The sequence below is a fragment of the Bradyrhizobium sp. SZCCHNS3002 genome, assembly GCF_032377435.1.
In the GTDB taxonomy this organism is placed as follows: Bacteria; Pseudomonadota; Alphaproteobacteria; order Rhizobiales; family Xanthobacteraceae; genus Bradyrhizobium.
Window position 1 is genome coordinate 516,580 of sequence record NZ_JAUHHY010000001.1, and the last position, 18,215, is coordinate 534,794.

An 18,215-nucleotide genomic window follows, 5' to 3' on the forward strand; every position below is an offset into this window, starting at 1 on the left:
CGTGGCGCCTATAGAAAGACCCAAGCGGCGATCGCACCGATCAGGGCCCAAATGCCGAGCCCGGTCAGCAACATGATCTCCAAAGGGGGAGTTGTACCAAGCGTGCCGTAAACGACGCGGCCAGAAAACATGGCTAGCCGTACGATCGCAGTCAGAATCGCACCGACGAGATCGAACAGCAGTTGACCGAAATCCAAGCTGCCCTGCCCCGGCTCGCGCCTATTTTTTGTGGCGTTGCTTGGCATTCCGGAATCGCGCCGCGGCGCCTTCGCGCGTCGTCTGCGGACTGCGCTCCAGCGCCAGCGCATCGTCGGGCACATCGCGCGTGATCACCGAGCCCGAGCCGATATAGGCGCGCGCGCCGATGTTGATCGGCGCCACCAGCGAGGTGTTGGTGCCGATGAAGGCGCCCTCGCCGATGTTCGTCTTGTGCTTGTTGAAGCCGTCATAATTGCAGGTGATGGTGCCGGCGCCGATGTTGGTATTGGCGCCGACATGGGCGTCGCCAATATAGGACAGGTGATTGACCTTCACGCCCGGCTCCAGCACCGCAGCCTTGGCCTCGACGAAATTGCCGATCTTGGCGCCGTCGCCGAGCGACGTTCCGGGCCGCAGCCGCGCGAACGGCCCGAGCAGGCTGTTGCGGCCGAGCTTGGACTGCACGATGTGCGAAAATGAATGCACCACCGCGCCGTCGCCGATCGACACGCCGGGGCCGATCACGACGAACGGCTCGATGGTCACGTCCTTGCCGAACGTCGTATCCGCGGCGAGATAGACGGTCTCCGGCGCGATCAGCGTCACGCCCGCATCCATCGCCGCGCGGCGCAGCCGGGTCTGCATCACCGCCTCGGCCTCGGCGAGTTGCGCCTTGGTGTTGATGCCGCGCACCTCGTCCTCGGAGGTTTCGATCACGACCGCATCGAGCCCCTGCTCGCGCGCGATCGCCACCGCATCGACCAGATAGTACTCGCCCTTGCTGTTGGCATTGCCGATCCTGTCGAGGATCCCCAGCGCGCGACGGCCGTCCATCGCCATCACCCCGGCATTGCACAGCGTGATCGCCCGCTCCGCTTCGCTCGCATCGGCCTGCTCGCGGATCGCGACCAGCTTCGATCCGTCGAGCAGCAGGCGTCCATAGCCGGTCGGATCGGCGGCGCGGAAGCCGAGCACGGCGAGTGCCGCGCCTTCGGCGAGCGCCGCCCGCAGCCGCGCGAACGTCTCGGCCGTGATCAGCGGCGTGTCGCCGAACGCGACCAGCAGATCGTCGGCGCCGCGCGCGATCGCCTGCCGCGCCGCCAGCACCGCATGCGCCGTCCCCAGCCGGTCGCGCTGGACGAAGATATCCGCATCCGGGCGCAGGCGCCGGGCTTCCTTCTCGACCGCCTCGTGCCCCGGCCCCACCACCACCGCGACGCGGGCGCCATCCCCATGCGGCGCCGCCGCCAGGACGTGCGCCAGCAGTGATTCGCCGGCGACGGGATGCAACACCTTGGGCACGCTCGTGCGCATCCGGGTGCCCTCGCCTGCCGCAAGCACGATGGTCAGACTGGATCGAGCGGTCATGAAACACCTGGGATGAAGGGAGCGCATAGGTCGCGCTGTCATAATGCGTTTTCTGCGCGGGGCAAACCGCACCGGCTGAAGCCCCTGGTGGTTTTCCTGTTAATGTTCGCTTCGTGATTCGATTAAGGCAGGTTCATGGCTAAGGACTCCCGCAAATCCGCCGGCGCAAATGCAGCTGAGAAGACGGGCACGACTCTGTCTGGACTGTTTGCCGACGAGAACGAGTTCGATCGCCGCGCGCTGTGGCGGCTCGGCTGGTGGGGGGCTGGTGCCGTCGGCGCCGTCGGCCTGGCCGTTTTCACCAATCAGGCCGCACAGGGATGGCGGCAGGACCGTGTTTCTGCGGCCGACCTGTCGCGCCAGGCGCAACTGCTGCAGTCGCTGGCCCGTGAGACCCAGGGCGAGGCGCGCCAGCTCGGCGCGGCCATCGAGACGCTCAACACCGACCGGGACCGGCTGTACGCGCGCGTGACCGTGCTCGAGCAGGGATTGGACTCGGTGACCGGCGCGCTGGCCAAGCAGAGCGCCCAGGCGTCCCCGAATCCCGCCAGCAGGGCCGGGCCCGCGCCGCAGATCGCAGCCGTGGAATCCCTCGCCCCGGCTGCGGTTCCGTCGAGTTCCGTGGCGCCCAGCCCCCTGCCGGCATTCGCGAACGCGTCCCCGTTCATGCCGATTCCCAGCGGAGCGGCCGGACCCAATCCGGCTCAGCCGGTGGCTCCGTCGGCTGCCGCGAGCGCCGACAAGACGAAGCAGGAGCCGGCCTCGGGAGCTTCGTCATCGCCTGTGTCTGCGGCCCCGTCCCCGACACCATCTGCCTCGCCCGCCCCTGCGGTCGCAGCAGCTGGTTCCAAGCCGCTGCCCGCTGGCGCACCGGACCCGGCCGGCAAGCCGGCCGACACCGACAAGCTCGCAAGAGCTGAACCCGCCGAGGCCGCCGGCGCCAAGGGCAGTGACAGCACCGACGCCGCGGTCACGGCGGTCCAGAAGACCGAATTTGCCGTCGATCTCGGCGCGGCCAACTCGCTCGGCGGCCTGCGGGCGCTGTGGCGGGACCTCGTAAGAACCCATGCCGACCTCGCCTCGCTCAGGCCGATCGTCATTCTCAAGGAAGGCCGAGGCGGTCCGGGCATGCAGCTGCGGCTCGGCGCCGGTCCGTTGAGTGACGCGGCGACGGCGGCGAAGATCTGCGCGGTGCTCGCCGAGAGCCAGCGCGCCTGCGAGACCACCGTCTATGACGGCCAGCGCCTCGCGGTCCGCGAGGAGCCGGAGGCGGCCAAGCCGGGCGCTCCCGCGGCCGCCGCCCCGAAGCCGGTGCAGCGCCGGCGCACCTATCAGCCGCAGGCCCAGCAGCAGCGCCACGGCAAGCGCGAGGAGCCGCCGCCCACGGCAGCCGCGCCGTCGCCGCCGCCGGCCGAGGCGCCCAAGCCCGAGCAGCCGTCGGCGCTGTCGTCGTTCTTCCGCCGCTCCTGAGTCTCAAATCAGCGAGCGGTCAAAGCCGGTTGGGACGGATTGTGAAAGCAGTCCGCGAACCGGCTTTGCGGCTTGTCCGCACGTCCTTTCCGCAGCATAGTCCGGCGCATGAAAAAGACCCCGTTCCGCCTCTCGCCCTATCAGGTGCAATGGCTCCTGATCGTCGGCTTCGTCACCGTCGGCTATGCCCTCTATCTGCGCTATCTGGCGATCGAGCTGTCGAGCGTCGCGCTCGCCTGCGACGCCGGCCTGCAGACGCTGGCCTGCAAGAGCCGGGCGGTGGCGACCCCGCTGTTCAAGAATTCTGTGTTCGGCGCCACCGCGCTGGTGATCGCGGTGCTGCACGTGATGCGGCCGTCGATCGTGCTCTTGACCGGCGGGCTGATCGCCGCCGGCCTCGGCATCGTGCTCTACAACATCGTGCTGTCGGGGCTGGCGATCGGCCTGCTCATCCTCGGCTTTGCGCGGCCCGCGCCCGCCACAGCGTGAACGCCAGCAGCAGATACATCGCGCAGGTCCACATCGCCTGCCAGTTGTCGCGGCCCTCGTTGTAGATCACGTAGACCGAGGAGATCGCCAGCAGTCCGGCGAAGCATGCCTCGGCGATCGGCCGCGGGCCCTGCGTCGGACGGTTGCCGAGCAGCATCGCGAATGGCACCACCGCCATGGTCAGGCTGGCGAACGGGAAATCGCGGTAGCGCGGGTCGAACACGAAGCCGAGCGCCGTCTCGGCCGCGATCAGCACGGTCACGACCAGGACCAGGGCCAGCAGGTAGGTGATCTTCAGCTGCTTGCGGCCGTCATTCGGCCCGAGCAGGTCGAGGAAGGTCGGCAGCGGCCGCCCGGCCATCGCCGCATTGGCGGCCAGGATCGGCGCCAGCACGCCGGCGGCGAGCAGCGCGCCCCATTGCAGCCAACCGCCGATGCCGAGGCTCTCGTAGAACATCTTGTCGGCGGCCATGCCGAACAGCACGCCGGCCGCGGTCGCGGAGATGCCGACGCCGATCCAGGCCGAGATGTGCGGCGGCCAGGGCCGGCGCCGTACCGTCAGCCAGCCGGCGAGGAACACCGCGAAGGACAGGATCATGCCGCCGCCCATCTGCAGCTTCCACAGCGGATAGTTGCTGACGGGCTGGCCCGGCGGATATTTCAGCGCGCGGGTGTCGTCGCTGATCAGGCCCCAATAGCCGCCGACGGTGCCTTCGAGCTTGCGCTTCCAGGGCTGGTCATAGGCCTCGATCAGGTTGACGCGGAAGTTCTCGCGCTTGGCGAGCGAGAGGATCTCCGAGACCACGCGGGCCTGGTTGGCGCGCGACGGCAGCGCGCCCTCGCGCATGCGCCCCTCGCTCGGCCAGCCGGTCTCGCCGATCAGGATCTCCTTGCCCGGAAAGGCGACGCCGACCTGCTGGCGGATGGCGTCGACATGGGAGGCGGCGAATTTCGCGCGCACCGGGATGTCCTCCCAATACGGCAGGATATGAACCGTGACGAAGTCGACGATGTCGTAGAGCTCGCGGTTGCGCAGCCAGAACTCCCAGACGTCGGCATAGGTCACGGGAACCGTGACCTGCGCCTTGACGCTGCGGATGGTGGCGGCGAGGTCGGCGGTCGTCATCTCGCCGCGCAGCAGCACCTCGTTGCCGACCACGACCGCCGTGATGACGCCGGGATAGCGCTTGATCAGGTCGACCGCGATGCCGATCTGCTGCTGGTTCTTCAGCTTGTTTGAGCCGAGCCAGATGCCCTGGATCACCTTGATGCCGACCCGGGCGGCGATTCCCGGCACCTGGTCGAGGCCGTTCTCGATCGAATAGGTGCGCACGCATTCGGAGATCTTGGCGAGCTGCACCAGGTCCTGCTCGATCTGGTCGGCGTCGATATGGGTGGTCGGATCGAGCGGGCTCTGCTGGCCGCGGAACGGCGCATAGGATACGCACTGCAGCTTCGAGGCCGGCTCGATCGGCGCGCGCGCGAGCGTGATCGGCTTGGCCAGCCACCACCACGCGGCGGCGATGACACCCAAGGATATGAGCAGAAGCGCCAGCGGCGTAGGGAGGGATTTCAGTTCCGTTCTCCAGGCAGGGTGGTGTCGATTACCCGGTCGGCGGCGATCTGCCAAGTAGGCGATCGGGCCCGACGGCGCACCGGGCGTACCCGCTCCAAATCACCCTTTTACGATGACGCGAGAAAGTTGGTACGTTGCTGGACAAAATCCGAGATTCCGGTCATTGGGAATCCCGGTTGACCCCGGCCGTCGCAACCCAGGTTCTGGACCCCTGCGCAAGCGCCCGTTAGGAACGCTCTGCGACAGTCGGAATCAATCTCCCGCCGCAATCGGGGCTGATTTGATCGGCATCAACACTGCGTCCGTCAGGGGACGGCACGAAGGCAACAATCGGGGAATTTATGGGTCGACGCGTGCTCCACTCCAAGTTTTCGGTTTCGCGCCTGTCGGCGGCTCTGGGCCTCGTGCTGCTCATCGGCGCCCCCGGCGCGCTCGCCCAGAGCGGCAGCGACCATCCCCAGGACCAAAAGCCGCAGGCGGCCAATCCGGCCGACGTGTCGAAGGAGAACCAGCGCAAGGCCGACGAATTCACCGAAGCGTCCCAGGCGCTCTCTGGCGGGCCGGCCGGCAATCCCGAATGCGTCTGGCTCGGCCGCCGCGTCGTCCAGCTGATGTACAATGACGACCTCGATACCGCCTTCCGCCACCTCGATCTCTATGACCGCTTCGGCTGCCCCGGTGGCCACGTCCAGGCCGCCTTCCGCTGCCTGACGCGTTTCATCCCGCAGATCGATCCGAAGGTGCCGAACTCGCTGAACAACCACGTCCATGGCTGCTGGATCAATCCGGATGCCAAGCCGCAGGTGGCTGCGGCGCCTGCGCCGGGCCCGGCCTCGACCCCGGCCGCGCAGGCTTCGCCGGCGCCGGCGCAGCAGCCCGCCCCCCCGGCCTCGCCGGCGCCCGCGCAGCCTCCGGCGAAGTGACCGGCGCCTGACGGCAGGCAGGACGCACGATCCCGCCGACCGGGCGCCATGCGCGGCGTGCGGCATGACAGCGCTCCGATCACGTGGCAGGATACGGCCGTGATACGATCGAGGCCGTCGACGCGCGCCTGAGCCTCGCCCCGGTTCAGGCAGCGTTCAGCAGGATTGGGCTCTGTTGGGATGACGTATGACGTCGCGGCCTTCGGCTGTGACGGCGTGAGACTGATCGCCTTCGCCGTTCGCCGTCGAACGCACGCGTGAACACGATCCCGGTAGCATCGCATACCCGAGATGGAACGGCGATCGACCGCTCCGCTTCACCGCTGACTTGATCCTAGGAATGGTTGCCCCTCCCATGCGTGCCGTCGTCGCCGTCCTGCTCCTCGTCACCGCCGTGCACGCCGCCCTCTGGGGACTGCTGCAGGACAAGCAGGAGGCCCCCAACTTCACCGGCCTGCTGCAGAGCGTCTCCTACGATCCGCATGAAGGAACCGGGGCCCCCGGCGCCAACACCGTGGCTTCGCCGGACCGCATCCGCGCCGACATGAAGAAGCTCGCCACGATCACGCGGGCGATCCGGCTCTACTCGTCGACCGGCGGCCTCGAGATCGTGCCGCCGCTGGCCGCGGAGGCGGGGCTGAAAGTGATGCTCGGCGCCTGGATCGACAAGGATCCGGACCGCAACGAGCGCGAGATCCAGTCGGCCATCACCCTCGCCCGCCGCAACAGCAACGTCATCGGCATCGTGGTCGGCAACGAGACCATCCTCACGGCGACGCAGAAGGTCGACGAGCTGATCGAGAAGATCAAGCGCGTGAAGAAGTCGGTCAACGTCCCCGTCACCACCGGCGACGTCTGGAACACCTGGCGCGACAACCCGGAGCTCGCCGCCAATGTCGACTTCGTCGCCGCGCACGTCCTGCCCTATTGGGAGTTCTTCACCGACGACCAGGCGGTCGACCAGGCGGTGGATCGCTATCAGCTCCTGAAGAAGCAGTTCACCGGCAAGCGCATCATGATCGCCGAGTTCGGCTGGCCGAGCCAGGGCTACAGCCGCAGCGGCGACGGCCGCGGCCCCGCGGTGCCGGGCCCGCTCCGGCAGGCCAAGGTGTTGCGCAATTTCCTCGCCCAGGCCGCCTCGATCGGCATGGAATACAACATCGTCGAGGCGATCGATCAGCCCTGGAAATATTTCGAAGGCGGCGTCGGCCCGTATTGGGGCGTGCTCAACGCCGCGCGCGAGGCGAAATTCGCCTGGACCGGCCCGATCGTGAATCCCGACTATTGGAAGCTCGCGGCCATCGCGCTCCTGGTCGGCGTGCTCCTGTCCTTGCCGATCGTGCGGCTGCGCCAGCCGACGGTGCTGCAGGCGTTGATGCTCGCCATCACGGCGCACGGTGTCGGCGCCTGGGTCTCCACCGTCTTCGCCTATTGGAACGTGCACTATTTCGTCTGGGGCTCGACCTTCGCGCTGACGCTCGGCCTGATCCTCCTGGTTCCCTTGATCCTCATCGCGATGGCCCGCATCGAGGAGATCGCCGCGATCGCCTTCGGCCGCGAGCCGCGCCGTCTCCTGACCCGCGACAAGGTCGCGCGCGACCGCGCCGCCATGCCCCAAGGCTATTGCCCGAAGGTGTCGATCCACGTGCCGGCCTATTTCGAGCCGGTCGAGATGATGAAGCAGACCTTGGATGCGCTGGCGCGGCTCGACTACCCGAACTACGAGGTCGTCTGCATCATCAACAACACGCCCGATCCGGCGTTCTGGCAGCCGATCCAGGATCACTGCCGCATGCTCGGCGAGCGTTTCAAGTTCATCAATGCCGAGAAGGTCAAGGGCTTCAAGGCCGGCGCCTTGCGCATCGCGATGGAGCGCACCGCCGTCGATGCCGAGATCATCGGCATCATCGACGCCGACTACGTCGTGACGCCGGACTGGCTCTCCGACCTCGTGCCGGCCTTCGCCGACCCCACCGTCGGCCTGGTGCAGGCGCCGCAGGAGCATCGCGACGAGGACCTGTCGCTGATGCACTACATCATGAACGGCGAGTATGCCGGCTTCTTCGACATCGGCATGGTCCAGCGCAACGAGGAGAACGCGATCATCGTGCACGGCACGATGTGCCTGATCCGCCGCGCCGCCATGGACATGGCCGGGGGGTGGTCGAGCGACACGATCTGCGAGGACACCGATCTCGGCCTCGCGATCCAGGAGCTCGGCTGGCAGACCCACTACACCGCCACCCGCTACGGCTCGGGCCTGCTGCCCGACACCTACGAGGCGTTCAAGAAGCAGCGCCATCGCTGGGCCTATGGCGGCTTCCAGATCGTCAAGAAGCACTGGCAGCGCTTCCTGCCCGGCAGGAGCCGGCTGACGGCGGACCAGAAGCGCGAGTTCTCGCTCGGCTGGCTCAACTGGCTGGGCGCCGAGAGCCTCGGCGTCGTGGTCGCGATCCTCAACCTGATCTGGACGCCGATCGTCGCCTTCGCCGGCATCGCCATCCCCGACAAGATCCTGACCATCCCGATCCTCGCCGCCTTCGTGGTCTCGCTCGCCCACTTCCTGATCCTCTACCGGCTGCGGGTGGCGGTGAAGCCGTGGCAGATGCTGGGCGCGATGGTCGCGGCGATGTCAGTGCAATGGACCGTCAGCCGCGCCGTGGCGCAGGGCCTGATCACCGAGCACCTGGCATTCGCCCGCACCTCCAAGGGCGGCCTGTCGCGGATGTCGATCGAGTTCCAGGCGTTCTGGGAGGCCGTGATCGGCGCCCTGCTCCTGATCGGCGCCACCATCCTGATCGTGACCAACACGTTGCAGATCACCGAGCTCTACATCTTCGCCGCCGTCCTGATCCTGGAGAGCCTGCCGTTCCTGTCCGCGGTCGCGATCGCGCTGCTGGAGATGTCGCGCATCAACTCCTTCGAGTTCTGGCGCCACGCCACCGTCCGCACCGCCGAGCTGATCGGCCTGCGCCCGGTCTGGGTGCCGGAGCTGGCAGGCCCCGGCATGCAGCCCGCCCCGTTGAGCGCCGCGGCGACGAAGGTGGCGGAGAAGGTGTAGGTCCGAGACCGGCGGGCGCGCGGACTTCGTTTTTGCCCGGCTGCTCCCCCCACACACCGTCATGGCCGGGCTTGTCCCGGCCATCCACGTCGGAATGGCAGCGCACGACGCCAAACGTGGATGCCCGGGACGAGCCCAGGCATGACGTGCCTCAAATTGCGTTCGGTCGGGCCGCTGACGCGTCCGCCATGATCCCACCCCGCTGTGGTTTGCCCCTTCCGCCCTATTGACCCGACCGCACCCACCCCCTACACACCCCGCACGACAGCATGCGGCCCACGGGCCAGGGGTTCACCCCCGTTCCCGCAGCCCGCAGTGAACCACGGCCACGCCGCAAGCGTTCTGATGGTATCCTGTCGACGATCCGGACAGTGACGGTCCAGCCGTCACACCGCTTCCTTGGGAGCGAGCGCGTAGCTCAGCCGGTAGAGCACGTGACTTTTAATCATGGGGTCCCGGGTTCGAGTCCCGGCGCGCTCACCAAGATCAGATCAATACTGCTCTACCTACGAGAGATCGTCGATCATTGTTGCCGGATCGCTTGGACGACCAGTTTGTCCACATGCCTGCTGGCGTGCTTACTGAATCCAAGGCACAATCGGGCGTTGCAGATTTTTTTGCGGGGCGCTTCGATGAGTTGGGCAAGAACAGTCGTCGGCGTTGTGTTGGCCGCCATTGCCTTGTCGGGCTGCATCACGACGTCAATGCAGGGATATGCAGACCGACAACTGCCGACAAAACCGATCGGCCGCATGGTCGCTTATGTCTCCGGACCCGGCCCCCTCGTATCAAGCATTCAGGCCAACATCGCTGAGGAGGCCCGGAAACGCGGCGTAGTCGCTGACGACGCGCTGATGCTGTTTCCTCCAACACGGACCTACACCAACGCCGAAGTCCAACAGGGCCTTGCGCGCGACGCCATCGAAGGCGTCCTGGTCATCGGCGTGGGCGATAGCGGTGTGCAGCAACAATACGCCGGGACGATCTTCTCGGGCCAATACTCCGGAACATCCAGCGCGAGCGGGACCGTCAATACGTTCGGCAACACCTCGACCATATCCATGAATGGCACAACGTCTGGCACGATGGTCGCCACCGCCACTCCGACCTACCGCTACAGACGTCAGACCACGTTTACGGCCCGGCTTCTGGAGGCAAGTACCGGCCGGACTCTCTGGGTCGGCAATGGTCAGGTCAATGCCGGCGGTCTTCTCTTCGTCGGCGACGGCGCAAACGCTTCCAGCTCAGTTGCTGCAATTTTCGACGACCTGCAGCGCAAGAGCATTATCGGATCATCAAGTTAATCGGGTGCCGTGCCGTTCACGACTGACCGATTGCCTGACCGACGCAATTGAGCAAACTTCATTTGCGATCTTCAAAGCCGTCTAGGCTAACCATTTGGACCGGAACTGGTGAGGAAAGGGAGCGTCTATGATACGCATCTACCCAACTGCATTGTTCCTACTCGCCGGGACGCTTGGTCACGCATTCGCCTGCGAGGACGGTCATTGGATAGAGGAAGTGCTTGCTGACGGGCAAATCCTAAAGCTCGAAGACGGCAGCATGTGGAAGGTTGACCCTGCAGACACAGTGGATTCTGCTTTGTGGCTTGCGCCCTCAGATGTGGTCGTGTGTGATTTCACGATCATCAATGTAGACGAGGGAGAGACAGTTCATGTGCGACGGTTGCGATGATCCCGGCGTTCATCTATTCGCAGGTGGCCATCAAGGCCACCTCAATTATCACCTAGGGCGTTGCCCGCCTAAAGGTAACCTCCCGACGGCCTCTATTCACTTCTGCACTGAAGCCTAGGAGATTACGGTGACAGTGCTGGACTGCACCCCTCAAGTGAGACACGATAATCTCAGTGACAGGCATTCCGAGGATGACCTGTGGCAGCAAGAGGGAAGACCCGTCGGTTTCCGACGGCTTATAAACTGAAGGCGATCAAGCGTGTCGAACGAGGCGAAGGCGTTCTGCCTGTGGCTCGGGACCTTGGGATATCGCGCAAGATCCTTCATGACTGGATCAAGGCCTGGAGGGCGCAAGGGCCGGACGGGTTGAACCGCAAGCCGGGACCGAAGCCTGGTCCCCGGAAGCTCAAATCTGTGGCGACCTATGACGATAAGCGGTCCGCACTGGCACGGGCCAATGCTCGCATTGCCGAGCTCGAAGGGCTGGTCGGCCGTCAGCAGATGGACCTCGATTTTTTTCGGCAAGCCTTGCGCGCACTGGAGCGGCCGGCAGCGCAAGGCAAACCCGTATCCGCATCATCGAAGTCATCAAAAGCATGACCGCGGAGACAGCCGACTCCAGCGCTCATGTGCAGCGCCTCTGCGCTTTGGCAAGGCTGCCTCGAGCGACTTATTACCGGCATCTCAATCGACGTAGCCGCGCCGAAGCCGAGTGCGAGTTGCGCGACCAGCTCCAGCGCATCTGCCTGAAGCATCCGTTCTACGGCTATCGACGGGTGACCGCCGCTCTTCGGCGTCTGGGAATGGTCGTCAATGGCAAGAAAGTCCTGCGCCTCATGCGTCAGGATAATCTTCTCGCGCAGCGCAAGACGCCCTTCCTGAAGCCGCCGACTGCAAGGCCGACTGACGTGATCGTCGTCCCCAACCTGATCCGTGGCCTAGCGCCATCGGCTCCGGATCAGATCTGGGTCGCTGACATCACCTACGTCCATCTCGCCAAGACGTTCGCCTATCTCGCCGTCATTCTCGACGGCTTCTCCCGCAAGGCGGTCGGCTGGGCATTCGACAACACCCTCGACGCCTCCCTCGCGATCGCGGCTCTCGACAAAGCGCTTCAATCTCGGAACCCCAAGCCCGGCAGCCTGATCCACCACTCAGACCGCGGCGTGCAATACTCCTCGATCGCCTATCGGGAGCGGCTGGCCAAGCGCGACATCAAGATCAGCATGAGCAGTCCCGGCAACCCGTTCGACAACGCCAAGGCCGAAAGCTTCATGAAGACGCTCAAGGCCGAGGAGATCAACGGCAAGAGCTTTGCCGACGTCAACGACGCCCGGCGCCGGATCAACAGCTTCATCGCCGAGATCTACAATAAGGAGCGCTTGCATTCGGCCCTCGGCTATCGATCTCCTCTTGAGTTCGAAGCCGCGTTCAAGCAAAACACGATGCGATGACTTTACCCATTGTCACTGAGATTATCGTGTCTCACTTGAGGGGTGCAGTCCAGCGCACGAAATTCCGTGGACGTCAGTTGGAGCAGCCGCGCTGCCCTCACCCACTGACCGCGAACCCAAGCACCAGCTGCCGCGGGCTCTGCTTGAACTCCTTGAGCACTGCGGCCCGGACCTTCTCCGCCAGCTCTGGCAGCGGCTTGTCGGTGTAGAGCTTCGGAAAGGTCACCATCACCGACGTCAGGGTGCCGTTGTTCCAGTTGAAGCCGACGGCGGGCTTGACGCCGGTTTCGGCGAGGAGGTCGGCTTCGACGGCGCGGCTGTAGGCCAGCCCGTTCTGGACGGCGTCGACCATCCCGCAGCCAGCGAGGCAGGCGATCAGTGGGATCAGCGCGAGAGCTCTCATGACATTCGACTCCGACGTTGAAATCCTTAACGAGCTCTCAGCTCAAATTTCCCGCGGTTGATGGCCTCTGTGCCACCGGCAGTCCGCCGTAGCGTGCGCTCACCGACCGTTCTGCAATTGTGGCCGGCACTAGCGTCCCCTCGAACCTTTGATCTCGACAGGCGATCGATCGAACGAGCTAAGTGCACGGTCACCGCAACTGCATTCACCGCCATGCCAAAAGATCCGTCCACCACCTACCCCGGGGGATCGGCCTCCAGCACGACCTTCGCGACGGGATAGCGCCAGTCGTTCTTCGTGTTGTCGGCGGCGGCATCGATACCTGCCACGATGACCGCACCGAGGATGCCGCCATTGATGCCGCTGGCCAGACGAGCCTGGCGCGTCGCATCGATCGGCGCGACCGTGATCATCCGCTTCTGATAGCCGGGCTTTTGGCAGGACACGGCCAGCGTGCTCGACTGTCCGCGATAGAGCGGCACGCGCACCTTCGCGGGGCTCGTCATGGTCGCCGTGAAGCCGGAGGCTTCCAGTGAGCAGGACGCTCCGGCCATCTCGACCTCGCCTCCCCCGCCGGGATTGTGAAACGTCCGCACTTCCACGAGCTGGTCGCCCGCGAACTCGGGCACGCTCGGATCGGTCCGGCGCTTCGCCTCGTAGACGTCGATCCCTCGGCTGCCCGTCGTCGACCTGATGTCGGTTACATGGTTGACCGCAAGCGGCGCAGCACACCCGCCAAGACACGCGACTCCCAGGATGGCCAGCCAGCCGGCAGGCCAACGCAAACACTTCATTTGAGCCCCCACGGCATCCCCAACTGTCGTTGAGTAGCGGTAGCAGGGGCCGATCTGGGGAACAATAGCCGCAACCTCGAGGGGAATGGTGGAACTATCAAAAACCGACCACGTTGCGGGCAGGACACAGCCGTTGCCGTCCCCGGCATCAAGCAGGTCGTTGGCAGGGCGATGCGTTCAGTACCCGCACAGGTTGCAGTGTCCGGGAGGTCCTCACGGCGCAGAAACCGGATCATGGCGCGACGGCGCTGCGCTTGCCGGCAGCATGAGCCGTGAGGATGCGCGGCGAAACTTATTTCAGCAGGCCGCTCAAGACGATCACCCCTGTCCAGTCATCGGCGCAAAAATATTCCTCTTCCCTTTTTCCGAAACTCATGATTGACTGTCCCCATCCCGTGCTCCTCGAGAGGGGCGCTTCGCGATCGTCACGGACGTTGGGCGCAGGATGCGGTGGCCGCAGGCGGGTCGCAGCGTGCTTGGATAGTGCGCGGACGAACGGCTCCTTGCGGACGTGAAATCGCGTGGTCCTGGCGCCCCGACGCTGGCGCCAAGTCCTGGGGGATGATGACCCCCACGGGCGACGGTGGCTATCAAGCCGGACACCGGGGAGATCGCGTATAAGCGTGAAGACCATCGCGCGGGGAATGCCGGGTTGATCCGGCTGAACCTGTGGTGACTGCCGCCTGCTTTTTCTTCTGCAGGCGGGCCATGGGTGAGGCCCTCACCCGGCATTCCCCGCGCCCTCTGTTTGATGAGGGCGAACGATCTCGCAAAGCTCGGACGCGGACCGCGTCGCGACGATGGATGTGCACGTCCCCTGCCCGCCGATCGCTTCGTCACCGAGCCGTGTCCCGCGCTTGGCTATCGTCCGCCGCTATGCCGTGGAATGATGGAGCCGACGTGAAGCGCGCCGATCGCCTTTTGCCTGGAAGGCCGCGAACCTGGGAGACCGCCAATGTCCACCGCCTTCCTGCTGACCTCGCTGATCGTGGTCGTCTCGCCCGGCACCGGCGTGCTGTATACGCTGGCGGTGGCGCTGACCAAGGGATCGCGGATGAGCATCGCGGCGGCGTTCGGCTGTACGCTCGGCATCCTGCCGGCGATGCTGGCCGCGATCGTCGGGCTCGCGGCTGTCCTGCACACCAGCGCGCTGGCATTTGCGGCGCTGAAATATTGCGGCGTCGCCTATCTGCTTTACATGGCGTGGCAGACGCTTCGCGAGCGCGGCGCGCTGTCGGTCGAGGGCAAGGACGATGCGGATGCGCGCTCGGCCTGGCGGGTGGTGCTGACGGGATTCCTGATCAACATCCTCAATCCAAAGCTGTCGATCTTCTTCCTGGCCTTCCTGCCGCAGTTCATCGCCGCCGATGCCGCCCATCCGCTGGCGCTGATGCTGGAGCTGTCGGCCGCGTTCATGGCGATGACGTTCGCGGTGTTCGTGCTCTACGGCCTGTTCGCCGCCGCCGTGCGCGACCGCGTCGTCAGCCGCCCCCGCGTCAGGACCTGGCTGCGCCGCGCCTTTGCCGGCGGCTTTGCGTTGCTTGGTGCGCGGCTGGCGCTGGCGGAGCGCTGAGGGTACCGCGCGACGGGGCGAGAGGGTCGCGTAGGAGAATGACGTCCTCAGCCAGACGGTCCGGCACCAATTTGTTGCTCGTCATGCCCGGGCTTGTCCCACGGCTGTCCGGTTCAGCTTCCGCATATTGCGAGGCTCAACTGTTGTGGGTTTTTGGCAAGTTGGGGTGGCCCCGTGAGCAATTGATCGATGGGGCGGCGATGCATGAGGTTGGTGCGGACCAATCTGGCAAAGACCAAGGGGCTTTGGATTGCCTTCTGAAGGTCTTGCGCGAGGCGAAGCAAGAGGAAGGCGATCAGGGCAACGGCGATCTGGATACGAACGGCGTTCTCAGAAGTCCCGAGGAACCTGGTGATCTTGAGGGTCTGCTTGACCCAACGAAAGAACAACTCGATGGCCCAGCGGCGACGATAGAGGTCGGCGATCTCTTGAGCGCTGGCATCGAGGTCGTTCGACAGGATGCGCAGGATCTTTCCCGTTTCCAAGGTGACGCGCACTTCGCGCACCGCAGTCTGCATTGGATTGCGGCGGCTGTAGGCTTGGCGTTGTGGAAGGAAGCCGATGCGGTCGGAGAGGATGTTGCCATCCGCGATGACAGGCAACTCCTCCACGACCCGCAGCGGCGTATTGGATTTGAACCGGGTCACGATTCGACAACCGGCGGCGTCCAGTTGAGCCCACCAAGCATATTCATAATAGCCGAGATCGAAGACGTAGGTTGCTCCCGGCTCGATGGGCATCTGATGCGCTGCAGTATTGTCGTTGACGTTGGCTCCGCTGATTGCCGCATAAATCGGCCGGTCGGCGTCGGCATCATAGATCACATGCACCTTGGCACCGCAGACACCGGTAGAGAACCGTGCCCAGCCAGCGCTGGCTTCTGTCAGCCGTACGCTGGTCGAATCAATCAAATACGTCGTCTCGGCAAGCTTGCGGCGTAACCGGCGATGGGCCTGCTTCATCATGATGGCCAACAGGGCGGCAAACATCTCCGCAGGCCGATTCATATTGGCGTCCGCGAAAGTCGAGCGGCGGACAGGGCCCCCACCCAGGTGATAAAGCCGCGCGGTGTGGCTCGACAGCCCGGTGACAATCTCACGCAGACTGGAAGCCCCCGAAAGCTGGCCGTACAGCAGCGCCACAAATTGGTCTTTGGTGGAAAGCCGTCGAATCCGCGCGTCCGTGCCATGCTCGTCCACAAGCGCCTCGAAGCGATGCCAGGGGACCAACTTCAGAATGTCTCGGAATACTGTATTCTGATGCGGCATGGCGGGACCTTCCTGGTGTGTCTCGAACATTTGGCGATGCTCAAGACCGCAGAAGAATCCACGCCATGCACCATGTCCAGTCTGTCTGAACCGGACAGCCGTGGGACAAGCCCGGCCATGACGGCGTGGAGAGAGGCGACCTCAAGCTTCCAGGCTCACGATCGGCGACAGCTACAAGGCGCGTCCCCAAAAAGCGAGACCCGCCTGAAGCTGTCAGCTCCAGACGGGTCCTGTCAGTTCAGCGATTCACCCGGCGGAAATCAGCCGAACTGGTTCATCGTGTTGTGCGCGCCGCCAGCCTTCAGCGCCTTCTCGCCGGCGAAGTACTCCTTGTGGTCGTCGCCGATGTCGGAGCCGGCCATGTTCTGGTGCTTGACGCAGGCGATGCCCTGGCGGATCTCGGCGCGCTGGACGTTCTTGACGTAGCCCAGCATGCCCTGCTCGCCAAAGTACTCGCGGGCCAGATTGTCGGTCGACAGCGCCGCCGTGTGGTAGGTCGGCAAGGTGATCAGGTGGTGGAAGATGCCGGCGCGCTTGGCCGAATCCGCCTGGAAGGTGCGGATGCGCTCGTCGGCTTCCTTCGCCAGCGGGGTGTCGTCGTACTCCGCCTTCATCAGCTCGGCGCGGTTGTACTTGCTGACGTCCTGGCCCGCCTCCTTCATCGCGTCATAGACCTGCCAACGGAAGTTGAGGGTCCAGTTGAACGACGGCGAGTTGTTGTAGGCGAGCTTGGCGTTCGGGATCACCTTGCGGATGCGGTCGACCATCTTGGCGATCTGCTCGATATGCGGCTTCTCGGTCTCGATCCACAGGAGATCAGCACCGTTCTGCAGCGAGGTGATGCAGTCGAGCACGCAGCGGTCCTCGCCGGTGCCGGGACGGAACTGGTAGAGGTTCGAGGGCAGCCGCTTCGGCCGCATCATCTTGCCGTTCTGGGTGATGATGACATCGCCGCTGCGCGCGGTCGCGGGCGTCACTTCCTCGCAATCGAGGAAGCTGTTGTACTGGTCGCCGAGATCGCCGGGCTGGCTGGAGAAGGCGATCTGCTGCGTCAGGCCGGCGCCGAGCGAGTCGGTGCGGGTGACGATGATGCCGTCCTCGACGCCGAGCTCCAGGAAGGCGTGGCGGCAGGCGCGGATCTTGGCCAGGAAGACGTCATGCGGCACGGTGACCTTGCCGTCCTGATGGCCGCACTGCTTCTCGTCCGAGACTTGGTTTTCGATCTGCAGCGCGCAGGCGCCCGCCTCGATCATCTTCTTGGCGAGCAGATAGGTCGCCTCGGCATTGCCGAAGCCGGCGTCGATGTCGGCGATCACAGGGACGACGTGGGTCTGGAAGCCGTCGATCTTGCCGATGATCTCAGCTTCCTTCGCCTTGTCGCCGGCCTTGCGGGCCGCGTCGAGCGTGCGGAAGAGATCGTTGAGCTCACGCGAGTCGGCCTGGCGCAGGAAGGTGTAGAGCTCCTCGATCAGCGCGGGCACCGAGGTCTTCTCGTGCATCGACTGGTCCGGCAGCGGGCCGAACTCCGAGCGCAGCGCCGCGATCATCCAGCCGGAGAGATAGAGGTAGCGGCGGTCGGTCTTGCCGAAGTGCTTCTTGATCGAGATCAGCTTCTGCTGCGCGATGAAGCCGTGCCAGCAGCCGAGCGACTGGGTGTACTTGGTGCTGTCCTCGTCATAGGCGGCCATGTCGGCGCGCATCACGGCCGCGGTGTAGCGGGCAACGTCGAGACCGGTCTTGAAGCGGTTCTGCAGGCGCATGCGCGCCACGGCCTCGGCGGTGACGCCGTTCCAGGTCGGCTGGGTCTCGAGCAGCGCGCGCGCCGCCTCGACCTCGGCCTGGTAGGACGCGGGGCCCTGGAGGGCCTGGTCGTTCAGTCCACGCGGTTGGAAGTTCATGTCCGTGATCCCTTGGTTAAGGACAACCTGGGACCTGTTGTAAGC

15 protein-coding genes, 1 tRNA gene and 1 pseudogene are annotated in these 18,215 nt (G+C 65.1%); 10 read left to right on the top strand and 7 right to left on the bottom strand.

All coding sequences use genetic code 11. The features are described from left to right. Window positions 1-8: 8 nt before the first annotated feature. Together QW845_RS02270 and glmU are read right to left on the bottom strand one after the other, a co-directional pair. Window positions 9-245, bottom strand: a complete 237-nt coding sequence (locus QW845_RS02270) for a hypothetical protein (protein ID WP_315800035.1) — start codon at window positions 243-245, stop codon at window positions 9-11. Next, window positions 220-1,566, bottom strand: a complete 1,347-nt coding sequence (gene glmU / locus QW845_RS02275; RefSeq protein ID WP_315800036.1) for a bifunctional UDP-N-acetylglucosamine diphosphorylase/glucosamine-1-phosphate N-acetyltransferase GlmU — start codon at window positions 1,564-1,566, stop codon at window positions 220-222. The genes QW845_RS02270 and glmU overlap by 26 nt, the downstream gene beginning before the upstream one ends. A gap of 135 nt (window positions 1,567-1,701) precedes the next feature. On the opposite strand from glmU, the gene QW845_RS02280 reads away from it, so the two are divergent. Then, window positions 1,702-3,036, top strand: coding sequence for a hypothetical protein (locus QW845_RS02280; protein WP_315800037.1), 1,335 nt, complete (start codon window positions 1,702-1,704; stop codon window positions 3,034-3,036). Between the two features lie 108 nt (window positions 3,037-3,144). Continuing rightward, window positions 3,145-3,525 (top strand): hypothetical protein, encoded by a 381-nt coding sequence (locus QW845_RS02285; RefSeq protein ID WP_315800038.1) that lies wholly within the window; start codon window positions 3,145-3,147, stop codon window positions 3,523-3,525. On the opposite strand, the gene QW845_RS02290 is transcribed toward QW845_RS02285, so the two are convergent. Then, a complete protein-coding gene (locus QW845_RS02290; protein ID WP_315800428.1) occupies window positions 3,485-5,065 on the bottom strand; it encodes a beta-(1-6) glucans synthase in 1,581 nt (526 codons plus the stop codon). The genes QW845_RS02285 and QW845_RS02290 overlap by 41 nt on opposite strands. 377 nt (window positions 5,066-5,442) lie before the next feature. Here QW845_RS02290 and QW845_RS02295 point away from each other — a divergent pair, with 377 nt between their 5' ends. The 7 genes and pseudogenes from QW845_RS02295 (at window position 5,443) to QW845_RS02320 (ending at window position 12,234) form a co-directional block, all read left to right on the top strand. Further along, window positions 5,443-6,024: a beta-1-3, beta-1-6-glucan biosynthesis protein gene (locus tag QW845_RS02295; RefSeq protein WP_315800039.1), complete on the top strand. Its 582-nt coding sequence runs from the start codon at window positions 5,443-5,445 to the stop codon at window positions 6,022-6,024. A gap of 355 nt (window positions 6,025-6,379) precedes the next feature. Further along, window positions 6,380-9,085 (top strand): glycosyltransferase, encoded by a 2,706-nt coding sequence (locus QW845_RS02300; protein WP_315800040.1) that lies wholly within the window; start codon window positions 6,380-6,382, stop codon window positions 9,083-9,085. Window positions 9,086-9,492: 407 nt separating this feature from the next. Further along, window positions 9,493-9,568: transfer RNA gene (locus QW845_RS02305), tRNA-Lys, on the top strand. A gap of 182 nt (window positions 9,569-9,750) precedes the next feature. Next, window positions 9,751-10,389 carry a hypothetical protein gene (locus QW845_RS02310; protein ID WP_315800041.1) on the top strand — a complete coding sequence of 213 codons (639 nt, stop codon included), beginning with the start codon at window positions 9,751-9,753 and terminating at the stop codon, window positions 10,387-10,389. 589 nt (window positions 10,390-10,978) lie between these two features. Then, window positions 10,979-11,179, top strand: a pseudogene (locus tag QW845_RS34100) (transposase); the annotation flags it as partial. A 15-nt stretch (window positions 11,180-11,194) separates the two neighbouring features. Further along, on the top strand, window positions 11,195-11,380 hold the full coding sequence (locus QW845_RS34105) for a hypothetical protein (protein WP_409997868.1): 186 nt from the start codon (window positions 11,195-11,197) through the stop codon (window positions 11,378-11,380). Further along, a complete protein-coding gene (locus QW845_RS02320) occupies window positions 11,377-12,234 on the top strand; it encodes an IS3 family transposase (RefSeq protein WP_315800043.1) in 858 nt (285 codons plus the stop codon). The genes QW845_RS34105 and QW845_RS02320 overlap by 4 nt, the downstream gene beginning before the upstream one ends. A gap of 97 nt (window positions 12,235-12,331) precedes the next feature. On the opposite strand, the gene QW845_RS02325 is transcribed toward QW845_RS02320, so the two are convergent. Together QW845_RS02325 and QW845_RS02330 are read right to left on the bottom strand one after the other, a co-directional pair. Then, entirely contained in the window at window positions 12,332-12,637 is a 306-nt protein-coding gene (locus QW845_RS02325) for a hypothetical protein (RefSeq protein WP_315800044.1), read from the bottom strand. A 236-nt stretch (window positions 12,638-12,873) separates the two neighbouring features. Continuing rightward, on the bottom strand, window positions 12,874-13,431 hold the full coding sequence (locus tag QW845_RS02330; protein ID WP_315800045.1) for a hypothetical protein: 558 nt from the start codon (window positions 13,429-13,431) through the stop codon (window positions 12,874-12,876). Window positions 13,432-14,386: 955 nt separating this feature from the next. Here QW845_RS02330 and QW845_RS02335 point away from each other — a divergent pair. Continuing rightward, window positions 14,387-15,004 (top strand): LysE family translocator, encoded by a 618-nt coding sequence (locus QW845_RS02335; protein WP_315800046.1) that lies wholly within the window; start codon window positions 14,387-14,389, stop codon window positions 15,002-15,004. Between the two features lie 113 nt (window positions 15,005-15,117). Here the strand turns inward: QW845_RS02335 and QW845_RS02340 are convergent, their stop codons facing one another. Continuing rightward, window positions 15,118-16,272: an IS4 family transposase gene (locus QW845_RS02340; protein WP_315800429.1), complete on the bottom strand. Its 1,155-nt coding sequence runs from the start codon at window positions 16,270-16,272 to the stop codon at window positions 15,118-15,120. Between the two features lie 260 nt (window positions 16,273-16,532). Beyond that, entirely contained in the window at window positions 16,533-18,170 is a 1,638-nt protein-coding gene (locus QW845_RS02345) for an isocitrate lyase (RefSeq protein WP_315800047.1), read from the bottom strand. Between the last annotated feature and the right edge of the window lie 45 nt (window positions 18,171-18,215).

Coding starts and splice junctions, on each gene's coding strand:
- QW845_RS02270 (WP_315800035.1), bottom strand. CDS start 245: ATGCCAAGCAACGCCACAAAAAATAGGCGCGAGCCGGGGCAGGGCAGC.
- glmU (WP_315800036.1), bottom strand. CDS start 1,566: ATGACCGCTCGATCCAGTCTGACCATCGTGCTTGCGGCAGGCGAGGGC.
- QW845_RS02280 (WP_315800037.1), top strand. CDS start 1,702: ATGGCTAAGGACTCCCGCAAATCCGCCGGCGCAAATGCAGCTGAGAAG.
- QW845_RS02285 (WP_315800038.1), top strand. CDS start 3,145: ATGAAAAAGACCCCGTTCCGCCTCTCGCCCTATCAGGTGCAATGGCTC.
- QW845_RS02295 (WP_315800039.1), top strand. CDS start 5,443: ATGGGTCGACGCGTGCTCCACTCCAAGTTTTCGGTTTCGCGCCTGTCG.
- QW845_RS02300 (WP_315800040.1), top strand. CDS start 6,380: ATGCGTGCCGTCGTCGCCGTCCTGCTCCTCGTCACCGCCGTGCACGCC.
- QW845_RS02320 (WP_315800043.1), top strand. CDS start 11,377: ATGACCGCGGAGACAGCCGACTCCAGCGCTCATGTGCAGCGCCTCTGC.
- QW845_RS02325 (WP_315800044.1), bottom strand. CDS start 12,637: ATGAGAGCTCTCGCGCTGATCCCACTGATCGCCTGCCTCGCTGGCTGC.
- QW845_RS02330 (WP_315800045.1), bottom strand. CDS start 13,431: ATGAAGTGTTTGCGTTGGCCTGCCGGCTGGCTGGCCATCCTGGGAGTC.
- QW845_RS02335 (WP_315800046.1), top strand. CDS start 14,387: ATGTCCACCGCCTTCCTGCTGACCTCGCTGATCGTGGTCGTCTCGCCC.
- QW845_RS02340 (WP_315800429.1), bottom strand. CDS start 16,272: ATGCCGCATCAGAATACAGTATTCCGAGACATTCTGAAGTTGGTCCCC.
- QW845_RS02345 (WP_315800047.1), bottom strand. CDS start 18,170: ATGAACTTCCAACCGCGTGGACTGAACGACCAGGCCCTCCAGGGCCCC.